Genomic DNA, 15,998 nt, shown 5'->3' with positions numbered 1-15,998 from the left:
CCGCGTCCTTTGTGTATCCGCCCCCGCTCCTGCGGGCCCCGGGCGGCGGCCCGCCCCACTCCCCGGGGGGGGCGGGCCGCGACGTTGTTGCCGGTAGGGGCGCCCGCCGGTGGCGGGGCCCCGCCCGCCTGCCGTCCGTGGGGACTCCCCCCAGCCCACGGGCGGCAGCAGGGCGGGCCGTCGGGCCCCGGCAGTGGGGTGCCGGCCCGGCGGTTCCGCCCCCTCCGACCCCCTCGGCCTTTCTCCGCTTCCGCCGGCCCGCTCCGCCCTCCGTCGGTTCCCGTGGTGCTCCTGGTCCCCCTGGGACGGGAGTGGCGGACCGTGCGGCCGGACGGTCCGCCGCCGACCGGCCCCCGCCTGCGGATTCCCGCGCCCGGCCGGGCCCCGCGCCGCCGCCGGACCGGGCGGTGGTCGGGAGCAGTCGGTGGGGCAGGGAAGAATGCCCTACGACGTACAGGGCGGCGGAAGGTGGCAGGTCCCGTGGAACCTCGGATCATCGGCAGCGGCACGGACGAGCACCTCGCGGACCCGTTCGGGAGCGCCGCGCTGCGCCGGCGGGTGCTGGACGCCTGGGTCGCCTCCCCGGCCCGGTTCCGGGAGGACGCCAACGCCGAGGAGGAGCTGGCGCTCGGCGGCTACCGCGACCGCCTGGTGGTCGAGTTGGCGCAGAACGCGGCCGACGCCGCGGTCCGGGCCGGGCGCGGCCCCGGGCGGCTGCGGCTGACCCTGGCCGACGGCGTGCTCGCCGCCGCCAACACCGGCGCCCCGCTGGACGCGGCGGCCGTCGAGTCGCTGTCCACCCTGCGCGCCTCCTCCAAGCGCGGCGAGGAGCCCGCCGTCGGCCGGTTCGGGGTCGGCTTCGCCGCCGTCCTCGCCGTCACCGACGAGCCCGCCGTGCTCGGCGCCGCCGGCGGGGTGCGCTGGTCACTGGGCGAGGCCCGCTCGCTCGCCGAGGCGCAGCCCGCGCTGGCCGACGAACTGCGCCGCCGGGACGGCCACGTGCCGCTGCTGCGGCTGCCCTTCGCCGCCGAGGGCCCGGCCCCGGACGGTTACGACACCGTGGTGGTGCTGCCGCTGCGCGACGCCGCCGCCGAGGACCTGACCCGCCGTCTGCTGACCGCCGTCGACGACGCCCTGCTGCTCACCCTGCCCGGCCTGTCCGAGGTCGTGGTGGAGACCCCGGAGGGCACCCGCACGCTCACCCGCAGCGCCGCCGAGCCCCGCCCGGACGGCGTCACCGAGGTGACCGTCACCGACGACGGGGGCGGCCGGCTGCGGCGCACCCTCTGGCAGACCGCCGGCGCCACCGGCCGGCTGGCCGCCGAACTGCTCACCGACCGGCCCACCGAGGAGCGCGCCCGCCCGTACTGGACGGTGACCTGGGCCGTCCCGGTCGAGGAGGACGGCACCCCGCAGCGGCCCGCCATCGCGCCGGTGCTGCACGCGCCCACCCCCAGCGACGAGCCGATCGGCCTGCCCGCGCTGCTGATCGCCTCCTACCCGCTGGACTCCACCCGCCGGCACATCGCCCCCGGCGCGCTCACCGACTTCCTCACCGAGCGCGCCGCCGACAGCTACACCGACCTGCTGCGCGCCCGCGGCGCCGACCTCGGCTCGCTCGGCCTCGTCCCCGGGCCGCTCGGGCAGGGCGCGCTGGACAACGCGCTGCGTGCGGCGGTGCTCTCCCGGCTGCCCGGCACGCCGTTCCTGCCGCACCCCGGCGGCGTCGAGGAGGGCACGCCCGCGCTGCGGCCGCGCGACGCCACGCTGCTGGAGGGCGCGGACGGCTCGGTGGTGGAGGCGCTCGCGCCGATCTTCCCCGGCCTGCTGCCGGCCGGACTGGAGCGCCGCACCGAGCTGCGGGTGCTGAACGTGCGCCGGGTGCCGCTGGCCGACGTGGTCGACCAGCTCGGCGGGCTGGACCGCGACCCGGCCTGGTGGCGCAACCTGTACGCGGCGCTCGGCGCGGCCGACCCGGAGGCGCTCGGCGCGCTGCCCGTGCCGCTCGCCGACGGACGGACCGTCACCGGGCCCCGGCGGGTCCTGCTGCCCTCCGAGGACGCCGACTGGGCGGCCTTCCCCGGCTACCCCGAGTCGCTGGCCGGGGCACTCGCCGCGCTCGACCTGCGGCTGGCCCACCCCGAGGCCGCCCACCCGCTGCTGGCCAAGCTGGGCGCCGGCACCGCCACCCCGGCCGGGGTGCTGGACACCCCCGAGGTGCGGGCCGCCGTCGCCCGCTCCTACGAGCTGGCCGACGACGACCTGGACGCCGCGCTGGAGCTGGCCGACGCCGTCCTGGCCCTGGTGAAGGCCGCCGCCCCGGCCGTCGGCGAGCACCCCTGGCTGGCCCGGCTGGCGCTGCTGGACGACGAGGGCGAGCCCGCCCGGGCGGGCGAACTGGTGCTGCCCGACAGCCCGTTCGCGGCGCTCGCCCGCGAGGAGGACGCCGGCTGGGTGGACGACGAGCTGCTGGAGCGCTGGGGCCCCGAGGTGCTGGCCGCCGTCGGCGTGCTGGCCGACTTCGTGCTGGTGCGCGCCGAGGACGTGGTGCTCGACCCGGACGACCTGGAGCGGCTCGACCCGACCGCGCCCGCCGACCGGGCGGCCGGCGGGCACCCCACCGGGCTGCTGGACGAGGCCCCCGACGGGCTCGCCGAGTGGGCCGAGGACGCCCTGGAGGCGCTGAACGCCGACGAGGTGCTCGGGGTCCCGCCGGTGGCCGCCGAACTGCTGGCCGTGCGCGACCTCGACCTGGTGGACGACGACGCCTGGCCCGAGGCGCTCGCCGCGCTCGCCCGCCCACCGTACCGGGAGGCCGTGGTCAACCCGGTGCGCACCCTGCTGCCCGACGGCAGCTACGCCGACCTCCCGCCGTACACCGCGTGGTGGCTGCGCGACCACCCGGTGCTGGGCGGCCGCGAGCCCGCCGGGCTGCGCGCCGCCGGGGCCGACCCGCTGCTGCGCGGCCTGTACGACGAGGCCCGCACCACCCTGGACGACCAGTTCCTGCACGCGCTCGGGGTGCGCACCACGCTGGCCGCGCTGCTCGCCGAGCCGCACGGCCCGGACGAGGCGCTGGACCGGCTCACCGACCCGGCCGCCGAGGTCGGCCACCGCCAACTGCACGGCATCCACAGCGCGTTGGCCCGGGTCGACCGGGACCGGATCGAACCGCTCGACGTGGTACGGGCGTTGCCGCCGCTGGACCCGGCCACCGGGCGCCGCCCGGACCACACGGTGGTGGTGGACGCCACCGAGGCGGTCGTCGCGGACGCCCCCGACCTGGTCCAACTCCTGCACCCGTACCCGCTGCTGCCGGTCGCCCCGGCGCTCGCCGCGGACCTCGCCGAGCGGCTGAACGTGTCGCTGGCCAGCGAGGTGGCCGGCGGGCGGGTGCTCTCCGAGGGCGTGCTGCACCGGGTCCCCGCCGTGGTGCGGGAACTGCTGCCCGGCTGCCCGGTCGCCTACGAGGAGCACGAGGAGCTGCTGGTGGTCGGCCCGGACGGCGGCGAGGCCTCCGTCGACTGGCGCTGGGACCACGCGGCGGACGCCCCGGAGCCGCCGTACGACCCGGAGCTGGCCGAAGCCGGCGACGAGGACGACGAGTTCGAGGTCCCGCCGGTGCCCGGGCTGCTGCACGCCGCCACCCCGGAGGGCCTGGCGGCCGGGCTCGCCTGGTCGGTCGGCCAGTGGCACCGGCGCTTCGAGGTGCTGGCCGCGCTCAGCGAGCCGGACCGGGCGTACGAGCTGTCCGCGGCCCGGGACTTCGAGGGCTGAGTTCAGCGGTCGCGCGGCTTGAGCCGCAGGTAGACGGTGGTGGTGACGGTCAGCCAGACCGCGCCGAGCGTCACCACCGCCGCCGTCTTCACCGCGGGCGTCGGACGGACCGTCAGGCCGACGCCCGCCATCGCCAGCGCCGCCAGCCCGGCGGCCAGCAGCCCGCCCAGGAAGGCGATGAACGCCTCCAGATCCCCGCCCCTGCGTGCCATCGGGCACCCCCTCTCGGGGAAATGCTAAGGGTGCCGACGGGGGCGGGGCGGGCCGGTCACTCCATGCCGCGGCGCTTCATCCAGGCCCAGGCGCACTCCAGGACGATGCCGCAGACCACCGCGATGGCCACGCCCGTCCACGGGTCGCGCTGCCCGACCAGGGAGAGCTCGAAGAAGTTCGACAGGAACGGCACCAGCAGCACCAGCGCGAAGGCGAGGCCCATGGTGCCGATCAGCAGCAGGCGCCACCAGTTGTACGGGCGGGCGACGATGGCGAGCACCCAGATGGCGATCAGGAAGAGCGTCAGGGTGGCCACGCTGGTGTCGGCCCTGAGGTCGGTGGCGTGGTCGGAGCGGGCCAGCGCGTAGGCGACGAAGGTGCCGGTGCCGGCGATCGCGCCGCCCGGGATCGCCAGCCGCAGCACCCGCTTCACGAAGCCGGTGCGGGCCCGCTCGTTGTTGGGGGCGAGGGCGAGGAAGAAGGCCGGCACGCCGATGGTGAGGGTGGACAGCACGGTGGAGTGCCGGGGCAGGAACGGGTACGGCGAGTGGGTGAAGATCACCAGCAGCGCCAGCAGCACCGAGTAGACCGTCTTCACCAGGAACAGGCCCGCGACCCGCTCGATGTTGCCGATCACCCGGCGGCCCTCGGCGACCACCGAGGGCAGGGTCGCGAAGGAGTCGTTCAGCAGCACGATCTGGGCGACCGCCTTGGTGGCGTCCGAGCCGGTGCCCATCGCCACGCCGATGTCGGCGTCCTTGAGCGCCAGCACGTCGTTGACGCCGTCGCCGGTCATCGCCACGGTGTGGCCGCGGGACTGCAGCGCCCCGACCAGCTCGCGCTTCTGCTGCGGGGTGACCCGGCCGAAGACGCTGGTCCGGTCGGCGGTCTCGGCGAGCTGCTCCGGGTCCTTCGGCAGGGTGCGGGCGTCCACCGGGCGGTCCGCGCCGGGCAGCCCGAGGTGGCCGGCCACCGCGCCGACCGAGACCGCCGCGTCGCCGGAGATCACCTTGGCCCGGACGTTCTGGCCCTCGAAGTAGCGCAGGGTCTCGGCGGCGTCCGCGCGCAGCCGCTGCTGGAGCACCACCAGGGCCAGCGGGGTGAGCCCGGCGGCCGGGTCGGGGGAGTCCAGCGGGACGGGCGTGCGGCCCAGCAGCAGCACCCGCAGGCCCTTGGCGCCCAGCTCGTCCACCTCGGCGAGCGCCGGGTGCCCGGCGGGCAGCAGCACGTCCGGGGCGCCGAGCAGCCAGCTGGCCTCGCCGCCCTGGGGCTCCAGCAGCTGCACGCCGCTCCACTTGCGGGCCGAGGAGAAGGGCATCGCCTCGATCACCCGCCAGCCGTGGCCGCCCGGGCCGGCGCCGTCGCCGCGCCCGTACGCGTCGATCACGGCCTGCATGGACGGGTTGGGGCGCGCGTCGGCCCCGGCCATCACGGCGAGTGCGTGCTGGACGGTGTCCCGCTCGGGCGGGGCGGAGCCGCCGTCGGCGATCAGCCGCAGGTCGACGACGTCCATGCCGCCCTCGGTGAGGGTGCCGGTCTTGTCCAGGCAGACGGTGTCCACCCGGGCCAGGCCCTCGATCGCCGGGAGCTCCTGGACCAGGCACTGCTGGCGGCCCAGCCGGATCACGCCGATCGCGAAGGCCACCGAGGTCAGCAGCACCAAACCCTCGGGGACCATCGGCACGATGCCCGCCACCATCCGGCGCACCGCCTCGCGCCAGTCGCGGCCCTCCACGGCCAGCTGGCTGATGATCAGACCGATCGCGGTGGGGATCAGCAGGTAGGTGATGAACCGCAGGATGCTGTTGATGCCGCTGCGCAGCTCCGACTTCACCAGGGTGAACTTGCTGGCCTCCTCGGCCAGCTGGGCCGCGTAGGCCTCCCGGCCGACCCTGGTGGCGGTGAACGCGCCCGCGCCGGCCACCACGAAGCTGCCGGACATCACCTGGTCGCCGGGCTGCTTGAGGACGGGGTCGGGCTCGCCGGTGAGCAGTGACTCGTCGATCTCCAGGCCGTCCGCCTCGGTCACCTCGCCGTCGACGATCACCTTGTCGCCGATGCCGAGCAGCACGGTGTCGTCCAGGACGATCCCGGAGACGGTGATCTGCTGGACGGCGCCGTCCCGGCGGACCTGCGGTCTGGCCTCGCCGATCAGGGCCAGGCTGTCCAGGGTCTTCTTGGCGCGCAGCTCCTGGAAGATGCCGATCGCCGTGTTGGCGACGATGACCAGCCCGAACAGGCCGTCCTGGATCGGTCCGACGACCAGGATGATCCCGAACATGATGCCGATGATGGCGTTGAAGCGGGTGAAGACATTGGCCCGGACGATCTCCTCGGTCGACCGGCTGGACCGTACCGGGACGTCGTTGACCTGCCCGTTCGCCACCCGTTCGGCCACCTCGGCGGCCGTCAGGCCGCCGCGCCGGCCGGGCAGCAGCCCGAGCGGGTGCGCTCCGTCGGGATGGTCTCCGCCGGTCGGCTGCTGCTCTTCCGCGGGCTGGGCAGGCTGCGTCATGGCACCGACTCTACGGGCGCCTTATGTCCGGTGCGTGCTACTAAAGGACTATTCAGTCCGACTGGGTGGCAGGGCCGGTGCCGTCCCCGGTGCTGCCACCGGCGCCGCCGTCCGCCTGCGGTGCGGCGGCCTCGGCGGCGCGGCTGCGGGCGATCGCGTCCCGGCGGGCGCGGCAGTACCAGAGGCCGATCAGACCGAGCAGGCCGCCGGAGAGGCAGATCCACGGCCAGGTGCCGTGGCCGTGGTCGGAGAGGGTGCCCTGGAAGGGGAGCAGGGCGACGAAGGCGACGAACCACAGCACCGTGCCCGCGCCGACGATGGCGACGTCATTGGCCTCCAGCGGAGGGGGCGAGGGGTGCAGCGGCGTCTTGGGCATGGGGCCTAGCGTACGGTGCGCGGGGGCTCCCGGGGCGGTGGGGGCTCCCGAGGGGTGCGGCGGGGCGCCAGGTCGGCCAGGGGCGGGCTCTACGCGCGAAGATAGCGCGTGTGCGACCGGGAAACCATACTTGAGGGTCCACGCCCGGCCGCCGTCGCCACGGGCGTTCCCCCCTCCTCAGCTCCCCCACAGAGGACGCACGCATGCCTGTGGTCCAGCCGACCACCGAGTCGCCCGAACCCGCGGAACCCGCGCCCCCCACCAGCGCCCTGGACCGCTACTTCAAGATCAGCGAGCGCGGCTCCAGCCTGCCGCGCGAGATCCGCGGCGGTGTCGCCACCTTCTTCACCATGGCGTACATCCTGGTGCTGAACCCGATCATCCTGGCCAGCGCCACGGACATGGCCGGGGCCCACCTGGACAGCGCCCAGCTGGTCACCGCCACCGCCCTCACCGCGGGTCTCACCACCCTGCTGATGGGCGTGATCGGCAACGTGCCGATCGGCCTGGCCGCCGGACTCGGCGTCAACACCATCGTGGCGCTCCAGCTCGCGCCCAGGATGACCTGGCCGGACGCCATGGGCATGGTGGTGCTGGCCGGCTTCGCGATCATGCTGCTGGTCGCCACCGGCCTGCGCGAGCGGGTCATGAACGCCGTGCCGCTCGGCCTGCGCAAGGCCATCGCGATCGGCATCGGCCTGTTCATCAGCCTGGTCGGCCTGGTCGACTCCGGCTTCGTCAGCCGCATCCCGGACGCCGCCCACACCACCGTCCCGCTGCAGCTCGGCGGCAACGGCCACCTGCTCGGCTTCCCCGTGCTGGTCTTCGTCTTCGGCCTGCTGCTGACCCTGGTCCTGGTCATCCGCAAGGTGCCCGGCGCCATCCTGATCAGCATCGCGGCCTCCACCGTGCTCGCCCTGGTGCTCGACAAGGTCGCCGACGTGCCGGCGCTCAAGTGGGGCCTCACCGTCCCCACCTGGCCCGGCAACCCGGTGGCCGCCCCCGACTTCGGGCTGGTGGGCAAGGTCAGCCTGTTCGGCGGGTTCGAGAAGGTCGGCGTGCTCACCGGCGTGCTGTTCGTCTTCACCGTGCTGATGTCCTGCTTCTTCGACGCGATGGGCACCATCCTCGGCGTCGCCGACGAGGCCCACCTGCTGGACGAGAAGGGCGACCTGCCGGGCATCAACAAGATCCTGATGGTCGACGGCATCGCCACCGCGGCCGGCGGCGCCACCTCCGCCTCCGCCAACACCTGCTTCGTCGAGTCCACGGCCGGCGTCGGCGAGGGCGCCCGCACCGGCTTCGCCTCGATCGTCACCGGCCTGCTCTTCGTGGTGGCGCTGTTCCTCACCCCGCTCGCCACCATGGTCCCCGCCCAGGCCGCCACCCCGGCCCTGGTCACGGTCGGCTTCCTGATCCTGGCCAACTCGATCAAGGAGATCGACTGGGCGGACTACACCATCGCGATCCCGGCCTTCCTGACCATCGTGATGATGCCGTTCACCTACTCCATCACCAACGGCATCGGCTTCGGCTTCATCGCCTTCTGCGTGCTGCGCCTGGCCGCCGGCCGCGGCCGCAGCGTCCCGGTGCCGCTCTACGCGGTGGCGGCGGTCTTCGCCTTCTACTACCTGATGCCGGCCTTCGGCCTGCTCTGACGGCCGCCCGGCCCGTAGGGCCCTCCCCGCCACGTGCGGGGAGGGCCCTACGGCTTTCTCAGTGCACGCAGAACTCGTTGCCCTCCGGATCGTGCATGACCGTCCAGGTACCGCCGGGCTCGGCGACCTCGTGCAGGACGGCGGCGCCGAGGGCTTCGAGGCGGGTGACGGTGGCCGCGCGTTCGCCCGGGCCGGGGTGGACGTCGAGGTGGAGGCGGTTCTTGCCCTCCTTGGGCTCCGGGACGGCCTGGAACAGGATCCGGCGGCCGAGGCCGGTGTCCGAAGCGGGGTCGTACGGGTCGTCCGGGTGGCGGACGGCGGCGAGGGTGCGCCAGGCGGGGCGGCCGTCGGCCTCGGTGAGGGCGTCCGGGGTGATCGCGCCGGCCTCCAGCAGGCGGGCGATCAGGGCGGCGTGGTCCTCGACGGTGTAGTCGAGGGCGGCGCCCCAGAAGGCGGCCTGGCGGTGCGGGTCGGTGCAGTCGATGACGAGCTTCCAGTGCAGCGGCATGTAACCGGTTCTACCGGTTACCGGCCGGGGGCGGCAATCACCGGCGGTCGGAAGGTGTCAAAAAGGCGACCGTGTAGGGCAGTTGGCGGCGGGAATACTGGCTGGACGGAGACGGGGAGGGGACTCGACCGATGGTGCAACAGGATCCGCCCGGGGGCGTCGAGGCGCGACTGCTGCCGGAACTGTTCTGGCGGGCGGACAAGGCCTCGCTGGACGGACAGCGCGAGACGCTCCGCTGGCACCGTGGACTGATCGCCATGCTGGTGGTCGCCGCGCTGATCGGCTCGCTCCCGGGCCCGGACCACAAGGGCGACGGCGATATCAAGCCACTGTTCTCGGTGGCCGCCTTCCTGATCGCCGGCTACTTCTGGTCCCGGCTGCGCCGCGGCAACCCGCAGGGCCGGTGGTACGAGGCGCGGGCGGCGGCCGAGTCGGTCAAGACGCTCGCCTGGAAGTACAGCGTGCGGGCCCGGCCGTTCGGCGGCGAGGCCGACTCGCCGGACGCCGACCGCGGCTACCTGCTCCAGGTCGAGGACGTGCTGCGGGCCTTCGAGGACCCGGAGATCGTGCCGCCCGGCAGCGTCCCGGAGATCACCGAGGAGATGCGCCGCTCCCGGGCCGGCAGCCTCACCGCCCGGCGCACTCTCTACCTGCGCACCCGGGTCGAGAGCCAGCGGACCTGGTACCGCTCCCGGGCCGAGTCCTGCGAGTCCCAGGCGGTCTCCTGGGGGCTCGGCATCGCGACGCTGATCATCATCGGTGCCGCCGCGGCGATCGCCCAGGCCACCGGCGCCCTGGAGGTGCACATCTTCGGGGCCAGCTCGGCCGCGGCCGCCGCGATCATCGCCTGGACCCAGCTCAAGCAGCTGCGCCCGCTGGCCGCCGCCTACCAACTGGCCGCGCGCGAGCTGGAGAACGTCGGCAACCAGCTCTCCGACCTCGACCTCAAGACGCCGGACGCCGAGGAGCGCTGGGCCCGGCTGGCCGCCGAGGCCGAGGACGCCGTCTCCCGCGAGCACACCACCTGGCGGGCCCGCCGGGCCTTCCCCCGGTAGCTCCGGCCGGACGGCGCGCCAGTCCAACTCCGGGGAGGGGCTGGGGAGATCCGGCGAAGCGGGGCCACGCCGGGGGCACAGGTGTGCGGGGAGGGTGAGAGTGGGGCGCCGAGGCACGGAACGTGACCATTACGTGTCCATGCCGTGGTTTCATCGCCTCCGCGCGACCCGCAGTCCCTGCCCGGAGGCCCCCTGTGCGCATTCTCCTGATCGCCACCGCGTTCAACAGCCTGACCCAGCGCGTCCACACCGAGCTGCGCGAGCGCGGCCACCAGGTCGCCGTCCAACTCGCCCTCGGCGACGAGCAGATGCGAGAGGCGGTGGCCCGGGTCGACCCGGAGCTGATCGTCTGCCCGATGCTCACCAAGGCCGTCCCGGCGGACATCTGGTCCACCCGGACGGTCCTGATCGTGCACCCGGGCCCGAAGGGCGACCGCGGCCCCTCCTCGCTCGACTGGGCGATCACCGAGTCCGCCCGGCACTGGGGCGTCACCGTGCTGCAGGCCGTCGAGGAGATGGACGCCGGCGACATCTGGGCCTCCGTCGAGTTCCCCGTCCCCGACCGCGGCAAGAGCGAGCTGTACCGGGGCGAGGTCGCGGACGCCGCCGTCGAGGCCGTCCTGCTGGCCGTCCAGCGGTACGAGGGCGGGCTGTTCACCCCCGAACCGCTCGACTACGCCCGCCCCGACGTACGCGGCGAACTGCGGCCCCTGCTGCGCCAGGAGACGCGCCGGATCGACTGGCAGCAGGACGACACCGCCACCGTGCTGCGCAAGCTGCGCGCCGCCGACTCCCAGCCCGGCGTGCTGGACGAGCTGTACGGGCGGGAGTTCTTCCTGCACGGCGGCCACCCCGAGGACGAACTGCGCGGCCCCGAGCCCGGCGCCGTGCTCGCCACCCGGGACGGCGCGATCTGCCGGGCCACCGTGGACGGCGCGGTCTGGATCCCCCAGCTGCGCCCGCGCCGCACCCCGGGCGGGCCGGTCACCTTCAAGCTGCCCGCCGCCACGGTGCTCGCCGACGAGCTGCACCGGGTCCGCGAGGTGCCGGTGGCCCCGGAGCAGGCCGCCCGCCGGGACACCTGGTCGGAGCTGCGCTACCACGAGGACGGCGAGGTCGGCTTCCTCGAATTCGCCTACGCCGGCGGGGCGATGGGCACCGAACAGTGCCGCCGGCTGCTGGCCGCCTACCGCGCGGCCGCCGACCGGCCCACCTCGGTGCTGGTGCTGGGCGCGCCCCGGGACTTCTACTCCAACGGGATCCACCTCAACGTCATCGAGGGCTCGGCCTTCCCGGCGCTGGAGTCCTGGGAGAACATCAACGCGATGGACGACCTGGTCGAGGCGGTCCTGACCACCGACGACAAGCTGACCGTCGCCGCGCTGGCCGGGAACGCGGCGGCCGGCGGACTGATGCTGGCCCTGGCCGCCGACGAGGTGTGGTGCCGGGAGTCGGCGGTGCTCAACCCGCACTACCGGCTGATGGGCCTGTACGGCTCCGAGTACTGGACGTACACCCTGCCCGCCCGGGTCGGCGCCGAGCAGGCCGAGCGGCTCACCACCGAGGCGCTGCCGGTCGGGGCCGCGCACGCCCGCCGGATCGGCCTGGTGGACCGCACGGCCGGCGGGGACGCGGCGGAGTTCCGCCGCTGGACGGCCCGGGAGGCCGCCCGGCTGGCCGGTTCGCCGGAGCTCACCGGGCGGCTGGTGGACAAGAAGCGCCGCCGCGCCGAGGACGAGGAGGCGAAGCCGCTGGCCGCGTACCGGGCGGAGGAACTGCGCCGGATGCACGGCAACTTCTACCGGGCGGGCGAGCCGTACCACGCGCTGCGGCGGGACTTCGTGCGCAAGGCCTGCCCGGCGGCCACGCCGGAGCACCTGACGGGGCTGCTCGGCCGGCCCTGAACCCCGGTGCGGCGGTGGGGCGGTGGCCTCCGGCGCGGCGGTGAAGCGGTGACGCCCGGCCGGGGTGGGGGACCCGGCCGGACGTCCGTCGTGGGGCCGCCCGCGACTCGGTGCGGGGCGGCGGCCCGGCTCGGCGCCGGGCGGCGGTGCCGCTCAGCGGCGGCCGCTGGCCGTGCGGCTCAGCGGCTGCCGCTGCGGCGGGACGCGGGGCGTCCGCGGGGGCAGCGGGGCGGCCGGGCCGACCAGCAGCGGCTGGGTGCTGGGCTTGCTCGGGGAGACGGCGAAGGCCAGCGAGCCGAAGAACACGTAGCAGCCGAGCCCGACCCCGAGCGGGAAGATGAACTGCAGTGCCATCACCCCGCCCTGGGTCGAGTGCGAGGCGTCGAGGCGGACCGAGAGCGCCGCCATGCCGGTGTAGTGCATCGCGCAGACCGCCACGCCCATCACCGGCGCCGCCGCCAGCACCGCGAGGGTGCCGCGGATGTTCAGCGCGGCCCAGAGCGCGGCCGTGGCGGCGAACACCGCGATGCCGATCGAGAGCCCGACGGTGACGTGGTCGTAGCCGAGCCGGCCGGGCAGCACCATCGCGGCCATGCCCAGGTAGTGCATCGCGGCGACCCCGAGCCCGGTGGTCAGTCCGCCGACCAGCAGGGACAGCACGGGGTGGCCCCGCCAGTACCCGACGGTGAACAGCCCGATGCCGACCACCGCGACGGCGACCAGCAGGCTGAGCACGGTGAGGCCCGGCTGGTAGGTGATCTCGGCGCCGGTGACGGAGAAGCCGAGCATCGCGATGAAGTGCATGGACCAGATGCCGGCGCCGAGCGAGGTCGAGGCGAAGAGCAGCCAGACGGCACGGCTGCGGCCCGTCGAGACCAGTGCCCAGCGGGCGCTGCGCAGGGCGACGAAGGCACCGAGGCAGGCGACGAAGTACGAGACCGCCGGTGTCACCCAGCCGTGGTCGGCATGATGGATCTCACCCAATTGAGCTCCCTGGACGAGGGGTTGAGGGCGCCAGGGTTCGGGCGGAGGTGGCCGACGGGGGACCGGGAACGGGTGGGACGCGCGCGCAGACGGGCACGGAGGGGGCTCCGCCGAGGGGAGACCTGGCGTGGTGATGCCCCTGACAACCCGGGACAGTAACCACTGCCCGGTGGTCGCACAAGGTTCGCGCTTTTCGTGAAGTCCCAGGTCAGGAAGGACCTTTACGCGGTCTGCAAGATCTCGGCACCAAGCCCTGACACCGCCTGCGCACGGCCTCCGGGCGGCTTGGTGCGTTACTCCAGCGGGGCCAGTCCGAACGGGTGCCCGGCCGGGTCGATCAGCACCTTGAGCGTGCGGCCGTGCTGGTAGCTCGGCTCGGTCGCGCCGAGCGCGAGGGCCTTCGCGGTGGACTCCTCCAGGTCGTCCACGTAGAAGTCGAGGTGGAAGTGCTTGCTGCCGTCCGGCTCGGTCCACGGCTCCGGGCGGTAGCCCGTCACCCGGCCGAAGCCCAGCGGGCTGCCGCCCTCCGGGTTGTCCAGGATCGCGAAGCGCTCGTCCACGTGACGGGTCTCCCAGCCCAGCAGCTCGCCGTAGAACGAGGCCAGCGCGACCGGGTCGGCGCAGTCGATGGTGACCATGGCGAGCCGGGCGAAGCCGGAGTCGTCCGGCGCGGACTGCACGGACTGCGCCGATCGCTCGGACTGCGCCGGCCGCACGGACTGTGCGGATTGCGCGGGTTGCTCGGAGGCGAGGTCGGACATGTCTGGTCGGCCCTTCCGGGAGGCGGGAACGATCACCCCTCACCAATATGGCACCGGGCCGATCCTCCGGCGCGGTGGGAACCCGTTTTTCTTTAGCGAGAGTAATGACGTAAGCTAAAGAGATGCCCGAGATGTCCGAGCCGGACCTCGCAGCGATCTCACAGCTGCGGTCGTCCACGATGCGCCTCTCCCGACGACTCAAACACCAACGGGTGGAGGAGTCGCTGAGTCCCACCGAGATGGGAGTGCTGGGCACCCTCGCCCGGTGCGGGAAGGCGACGCCGGGTGAGCTCGCCCGGAAGGAGCACGTGCAGCCTCCTTCGATGACCAGGATCGTCGCGATGCTGGAGGAGAAGGGGCTGGTGCGGCGCGAGCCGCACCCCGAGGACCGCCGCCAGGTGGTCGTCAGCAGCACCGAGCAGGCCGAGACGATCCTCGCGGAGAGTCGTCGGCGCCGAAACGTCTGGCTCGCCGAGCTCGCCCAAGGGCTCGACGACGAGGAATGGGCCGTCCTCAGGGAGGCTGCGCCCGTGCTCTACAAGCTCGCCCACCTGTAACTCGTACAGATCGAGGCACACCGACCCCGGCCGGCCGCCGGGAGGAGAAGGAGCCCGCATCACCGCAGGACCGACCACCGTTACCAGGAGCGCGACGGCCCCCGCCAGGGCCGTCGCGCCGCGAGGGGAGACCACCGTGACACCGCCGGCCGCAGCCAGCGCCGCCGCCCGTACCGACGACCCGACCAACGACCCCGCCGCGGACCGCACCGCGGCCGCCGACGCCCAGGCCCCCGCCCCCAGCGGGCTGCCCGGCAGCGGCGACGACGACCCCGACGAACGCACCGCGGCGCACCCCGCCGCTCAGCGCCGGACCCACCCGGCCGCATCTCCCACAGGAGCCCGCTTCACCAGGCCCGGGGGGATGTTCTCCTCCCTGCGCGTTCGCAACTACCGCTACTACTTCGCCGGCCAGGTGGTGTCCAACACCGGCACCTGGATGCAGCGGATCGCCCAGGACTGGCTGGTCCTGAGCCTCACCGGCAGCCCGCTCGCGGTCGGCATCACCACCGCCATGCAGTTCCTGCCGATGCTGCTGCTCGGCCTGTTCGGCGGCGTGCTCGCCGACCGGATGCCCAAGCGCCGGCTGCTGATCTGCACCCAGGGCGCGATGGGCCTGCTCGCCGCCGGCCTGGCCGTGCTGACCGTCGGCGGTGTGGTGACGCCGTACTACGTGTACGCCTTCGCCCTGCTGCTCGGCCTGGTCACCGTGGTCGACAACCCGACCCGGCAGGCCTTCGTGTCCGAGATGGTCGGCCCCAAGGACCTGGCCAACGCCGTCAGCCTGAACGCCGCCAACTTCCAGACCGCCCGGCTGGTCGGCCCCGCCGTCGCGGGCCTGCTGATCGCCGCGGTCGGCAGCGGCTGGGCGTTCGCCGTCAACGCGCTGTCCTTCGCCGCCGTGATCGGCGGACTGCTCGCGATGCGCGAGTCCGAACTGCGCCCGACCGAGCCGATCGCCCGCGAGAAGGGCCAGCTGCGCGAGGGCCTGCGCTACGTGAAGGAGCGGCCCGAGCTGCTCTGGCCGATGGTGCTGGCCGGCTTCATCGGCACCTTCGGGTTCAACTTCCCGACGCTGCTCGCCGGATTCGCCCACGACACCTTCAAGGTCGGCGCCGGGCAGTACGGCCTGCTGAACACCATGATGGCCGTCGGCTCGCTGGCCGGCGCGCTGCTCGCCGCCCGCCGCGGCGCGCCCCGGCTGCGCCGGCTGGTCGGCGCGGCCCTGGCCTTCGGCGTCCTGGAGGTGGTCGCGGCCTTCGCGCCCGACTACTGGACCTTCGCGCTGCTGCTGACGCTGATCGGGGTGTTCGGGCTGAGCTTCAACACCTCGGTCAACTCCATGCTGCAGCTGTCCACCGACCCCGAGATGCGCGGTCGGGTGATGGGCCTGCTGGTGCTGGTCTTCACCGGCGGCACGCCGATCGGCGCCCCGGTCGTCGGCTGGGTCACCGCCTCGTACGGGCCCCGGCTGGGCCTGCTGGCCTGCGGCGTGGTGTCCGCGCTGGCGGCCGGCGCGGTCGGCCTGGTACTGGCCCGCAGCGCGGACCTGCGGGTGCGGTTCGACCTGCACCCCGGTCGCGGCGGGCGCGTGGTGGCCGTCGTGCCGCGGCACGTCCCGGCCCGCACGTCGGAGCTGGCCGCAGCCTGCTGACGGCTCGTCAGGACGCCTCGGGGCTCGACCCCCGGG

12 protein-coding genes are annotated in these 15,998 nt (G+C 74.4%); 6 read left to right on the top strand and 6 right to left on the bottom strand.

All coding sequences use genetic code 11. From position 1 onward, the window contains the following. Positions 1-480: 480 nt before the first annotated feature. Positions 481-3,777: a sacsin N-terminal ATP-binding-like domain-containing protein gene (locus ACFC1T_RS15660; RefSeq protein ID WP_375888582.1), complete on the top strand. Its 3,297-nt coding sequence runs from the start codon at positions 481-483 to the stop codon at positions 3,775-3,777. Positions 3,778-3,779: 2 nt separating this feature from the next. Here the strand turns inward: ACFC1T_RS15660 and ACFC1T_RS15655 are convergent, their stop codons facing one another. The 3 genes from ACFC1T_RS15655 to ACFC1T_RS15645 are packed head-to-tail and all read right to left on the bottom strand — an operon-like array spanning position 3,780 to position 6,881. After that, entirely contained in the window at positions 3,780-3,989 is a 210-nt protein-coding gene (locus ACFC1T_RS15655; RefSeq protein WP_375888579.1) for a hypothetical protein, read from the bottom strand. A 56-nt stretch (positions 3,990-4,045) separates the two neighbouring features. Further along, positions 4,046-6,505, bottom strand: a complete 2,460-nt coding sequence (locus tag ACFC1T_RS15650; RefSeq protein ID WP_375888576.1) for an HAD-IC family P-type ATPase — start codon at positions 6,503-6,505, stop codon at positions 4,046-4,048. Positions 6,506-6,557: 52 nt separating this feature from the next. Next, positions 6,558-6,881 carry a DUF2530 domain-containing protein gene (locus ACFC1T_RS15645; RefSeq protein ID WP_375888574.1) on the bottom strand — a complete coding sequence of 108 codons (324 nt, stop codon included), beginning with the start codon at positions 6,879-6,881 and terminating at the stop codon, positions 6,558-6,560. A 203-nt stretch (positions 6,882-7,084) separates the two neighbouring features. Here ACFC1T_RS15645 and ACFC1T_RS15640 point away from each other — a divergent pair, with 203 nt between their 5' ends. Next, the gene (locus tag ACFC1T_RS15640) at positions 7,085-8,539 is read left to right on the top strand and encodes an NCS2 family permease (RefSeq protein ID WP_375888571.1); all 1,455 of its coding nucleotides are present in this window, start codon (positions 7,085-7,087) and stop codon (positions 8,537-8,539) included. 58 nt (positions 8,540-8,597) lie between these two features. Here ACFC1T_RS15640 and ACFC1T_RS15635 read toward each other — a convergent pair whose 3' ends face one another. Further along, positions 8,598-9,047 (bottom strand): VOC family protein, encoded by a 450-nt coding sequence (locus tag ACFC1T_RS15635; protein WP_375888569.1) that lies wholly within the window; start codon positions 9,045-9,047, stop codon positions 8,598-8,600. 131 nt (positions 9,048-9,178) lie between these two features. Here ACFC1T_RS15635 and ACFC1T_RS15630 point away from each other — a divergent pair, with 131 nt between their 5' ends. Together ACFC1T_RS15630 and ACFC1T_RS15625 are read left to right on the top strand one after the other, a co-directional pair. Next, on the top strand, positions 9,179-10,102 hold the full coding sequence (locus ACFC1T_RS15630) for a DUF4231 domain-containing protein (RefSeq protein WP_375888566.1): 924 nt from the start codon (positions 9,179-9,181) through the stop codon (positions 10,100-10,102). Between the two features lie 194 nt (positions 10,103-10,296). Further along, positions 10,297-12,006 (top strand): hydrogenase maturation protein, encoded by a 1,710-nt coding sequence (locus tag ACFC1T_RS15625; RefSeq protein WP_375888564.1) that lies wholly within the window; start codon positions 10,297-10,299, stop codon positions 12,004-12,006. Between the two features lie 153 nt (positions 12,007-12,159). On the opposite strand, the gene ACFC1T_RS15620 is transcribed toward ACFC1T_RS15625, so the two are convergent. Both ACFC1T_RS15620 and ACFC1T_RS15615 read right to left on the bottom strand, forming a co-directional pair. Next, entirely contained in the window at positions 12,160-12,990 is an 831-nt protein-coding gene (locus tag ACFC1T_RS15620; protein ID WP_375888562.1) for an MHYT domain-containing protein, read from the bottom strand. Between the two features lie 293 nt (positions 12,991-13,283). Then, a complete protein-coding gene (locus ACFC1T_RS15615; RefSeq protein WP_375888559.1) occupies positions 13,284-13,751 on the bottom strand; it encodes a VOC family protein in 468 nt (155 codons plus the stop codon). 122 nt (positions 13,752-13,873) lie between these two features. Between ACFC1T_RS15615 and ACFC1T_RS15610 the strand changes: the two genes are divergently transcribed. Then, complete coding sequence (locus tag ACFC1T_RS15610) at positions 13,874-14,308, top strand: MarR family winged helix-turn-helix transcriptional regulator (RefSeq protein ID WP_375888556.1); 435 nt, start codon at positions 13,874-13,876, stop codon at positions 14,306-14,308. Positions 14,309-14,444: 136 nt separating this feature from the next. Continuing rightward, positions 14,445-15,962: an MFS transporter gene (locus ACFC1T_RS15605; protein WP_375888553.1), complete on the top strand. Its 1,518-nt coding sequence runs from the start codon at positions 14,445-14,447 to the stop codon at positions 15,960-15,962. Positions 15,963-15,998: the final 36 nt, after the last annotated feature.

This window comes from Kitasatospora sp. NPDC056076 (genome assembly GCF_042266305.1).
Lineage (GTDB): Bacteria > Actinomycetota > Actinomycetes > Streptomycetales > Streptomycetaceae > Kitasatospora.
Note: the sequence above shows the minus strand (reverse complement) of the source record. Positions and strands in the feature narration are given on the sequence as shown.

Coding starts and splice junctions, on each gene's coding strand:
- ACFC1T_RS15655 (WP_375888579.1), bottom strand. CDS start 3,989: ATGGCACGCAGGGGCGGGGATCTGGAGGCGTTCATCGCCTTCCTGGGC.
- ACFC1T_RS15650 (WP_375888576.1), bottom strand. CDS start 6,505: ATGACGCAGCCTGCCCAGCCCGCGGAAGAGCAGCAGCCGACCGGCGGA.
- ACFC1T_RS15645 (WP_375888574.1), bottom strand. CDS start 6,881: ATGCCCAAGACGCCGCTGCACCCCTCGCCCCCTCCGCTGGAGGCCAAT.
- ACFC1T_RS15640 (WP_375888571.1), top strand. CDS start 7,085: ATGCCTGTGGTCCAGCCGACCACCGAGTCGCCCGAACCCGCGGAACCC.
- ACFC1T_RS15635 (WP_375888569.1), bottom strand. CDS start 9,047: ATGCCGCTGCACTGGAAGCTCGTCATCGACTGCACCGACCCGCACCGC.
- ACFC1T_RS15630 (WP_375888566.1), top strand. CDS start 9,179: ATGGTGCAACAGGATCCGCCCGGGGGCGTCGAGGCGCGACTGCTGCCG.
- ACFC1T_RS15615 (WP_375888559.1), bottom strand. CDS start 13,751: ATGTCCGACCTCGCCTCCGAGCAACCCGCGCAATCCGCACAGTCCGTG.
- ACFC1T_RS15610 (WP_375888556.1), top strand. CDS start 13,874: ATGCCCGAGATGTCCGAGCCGGACCTCGCAGCGATCTCACAGCTGCGG.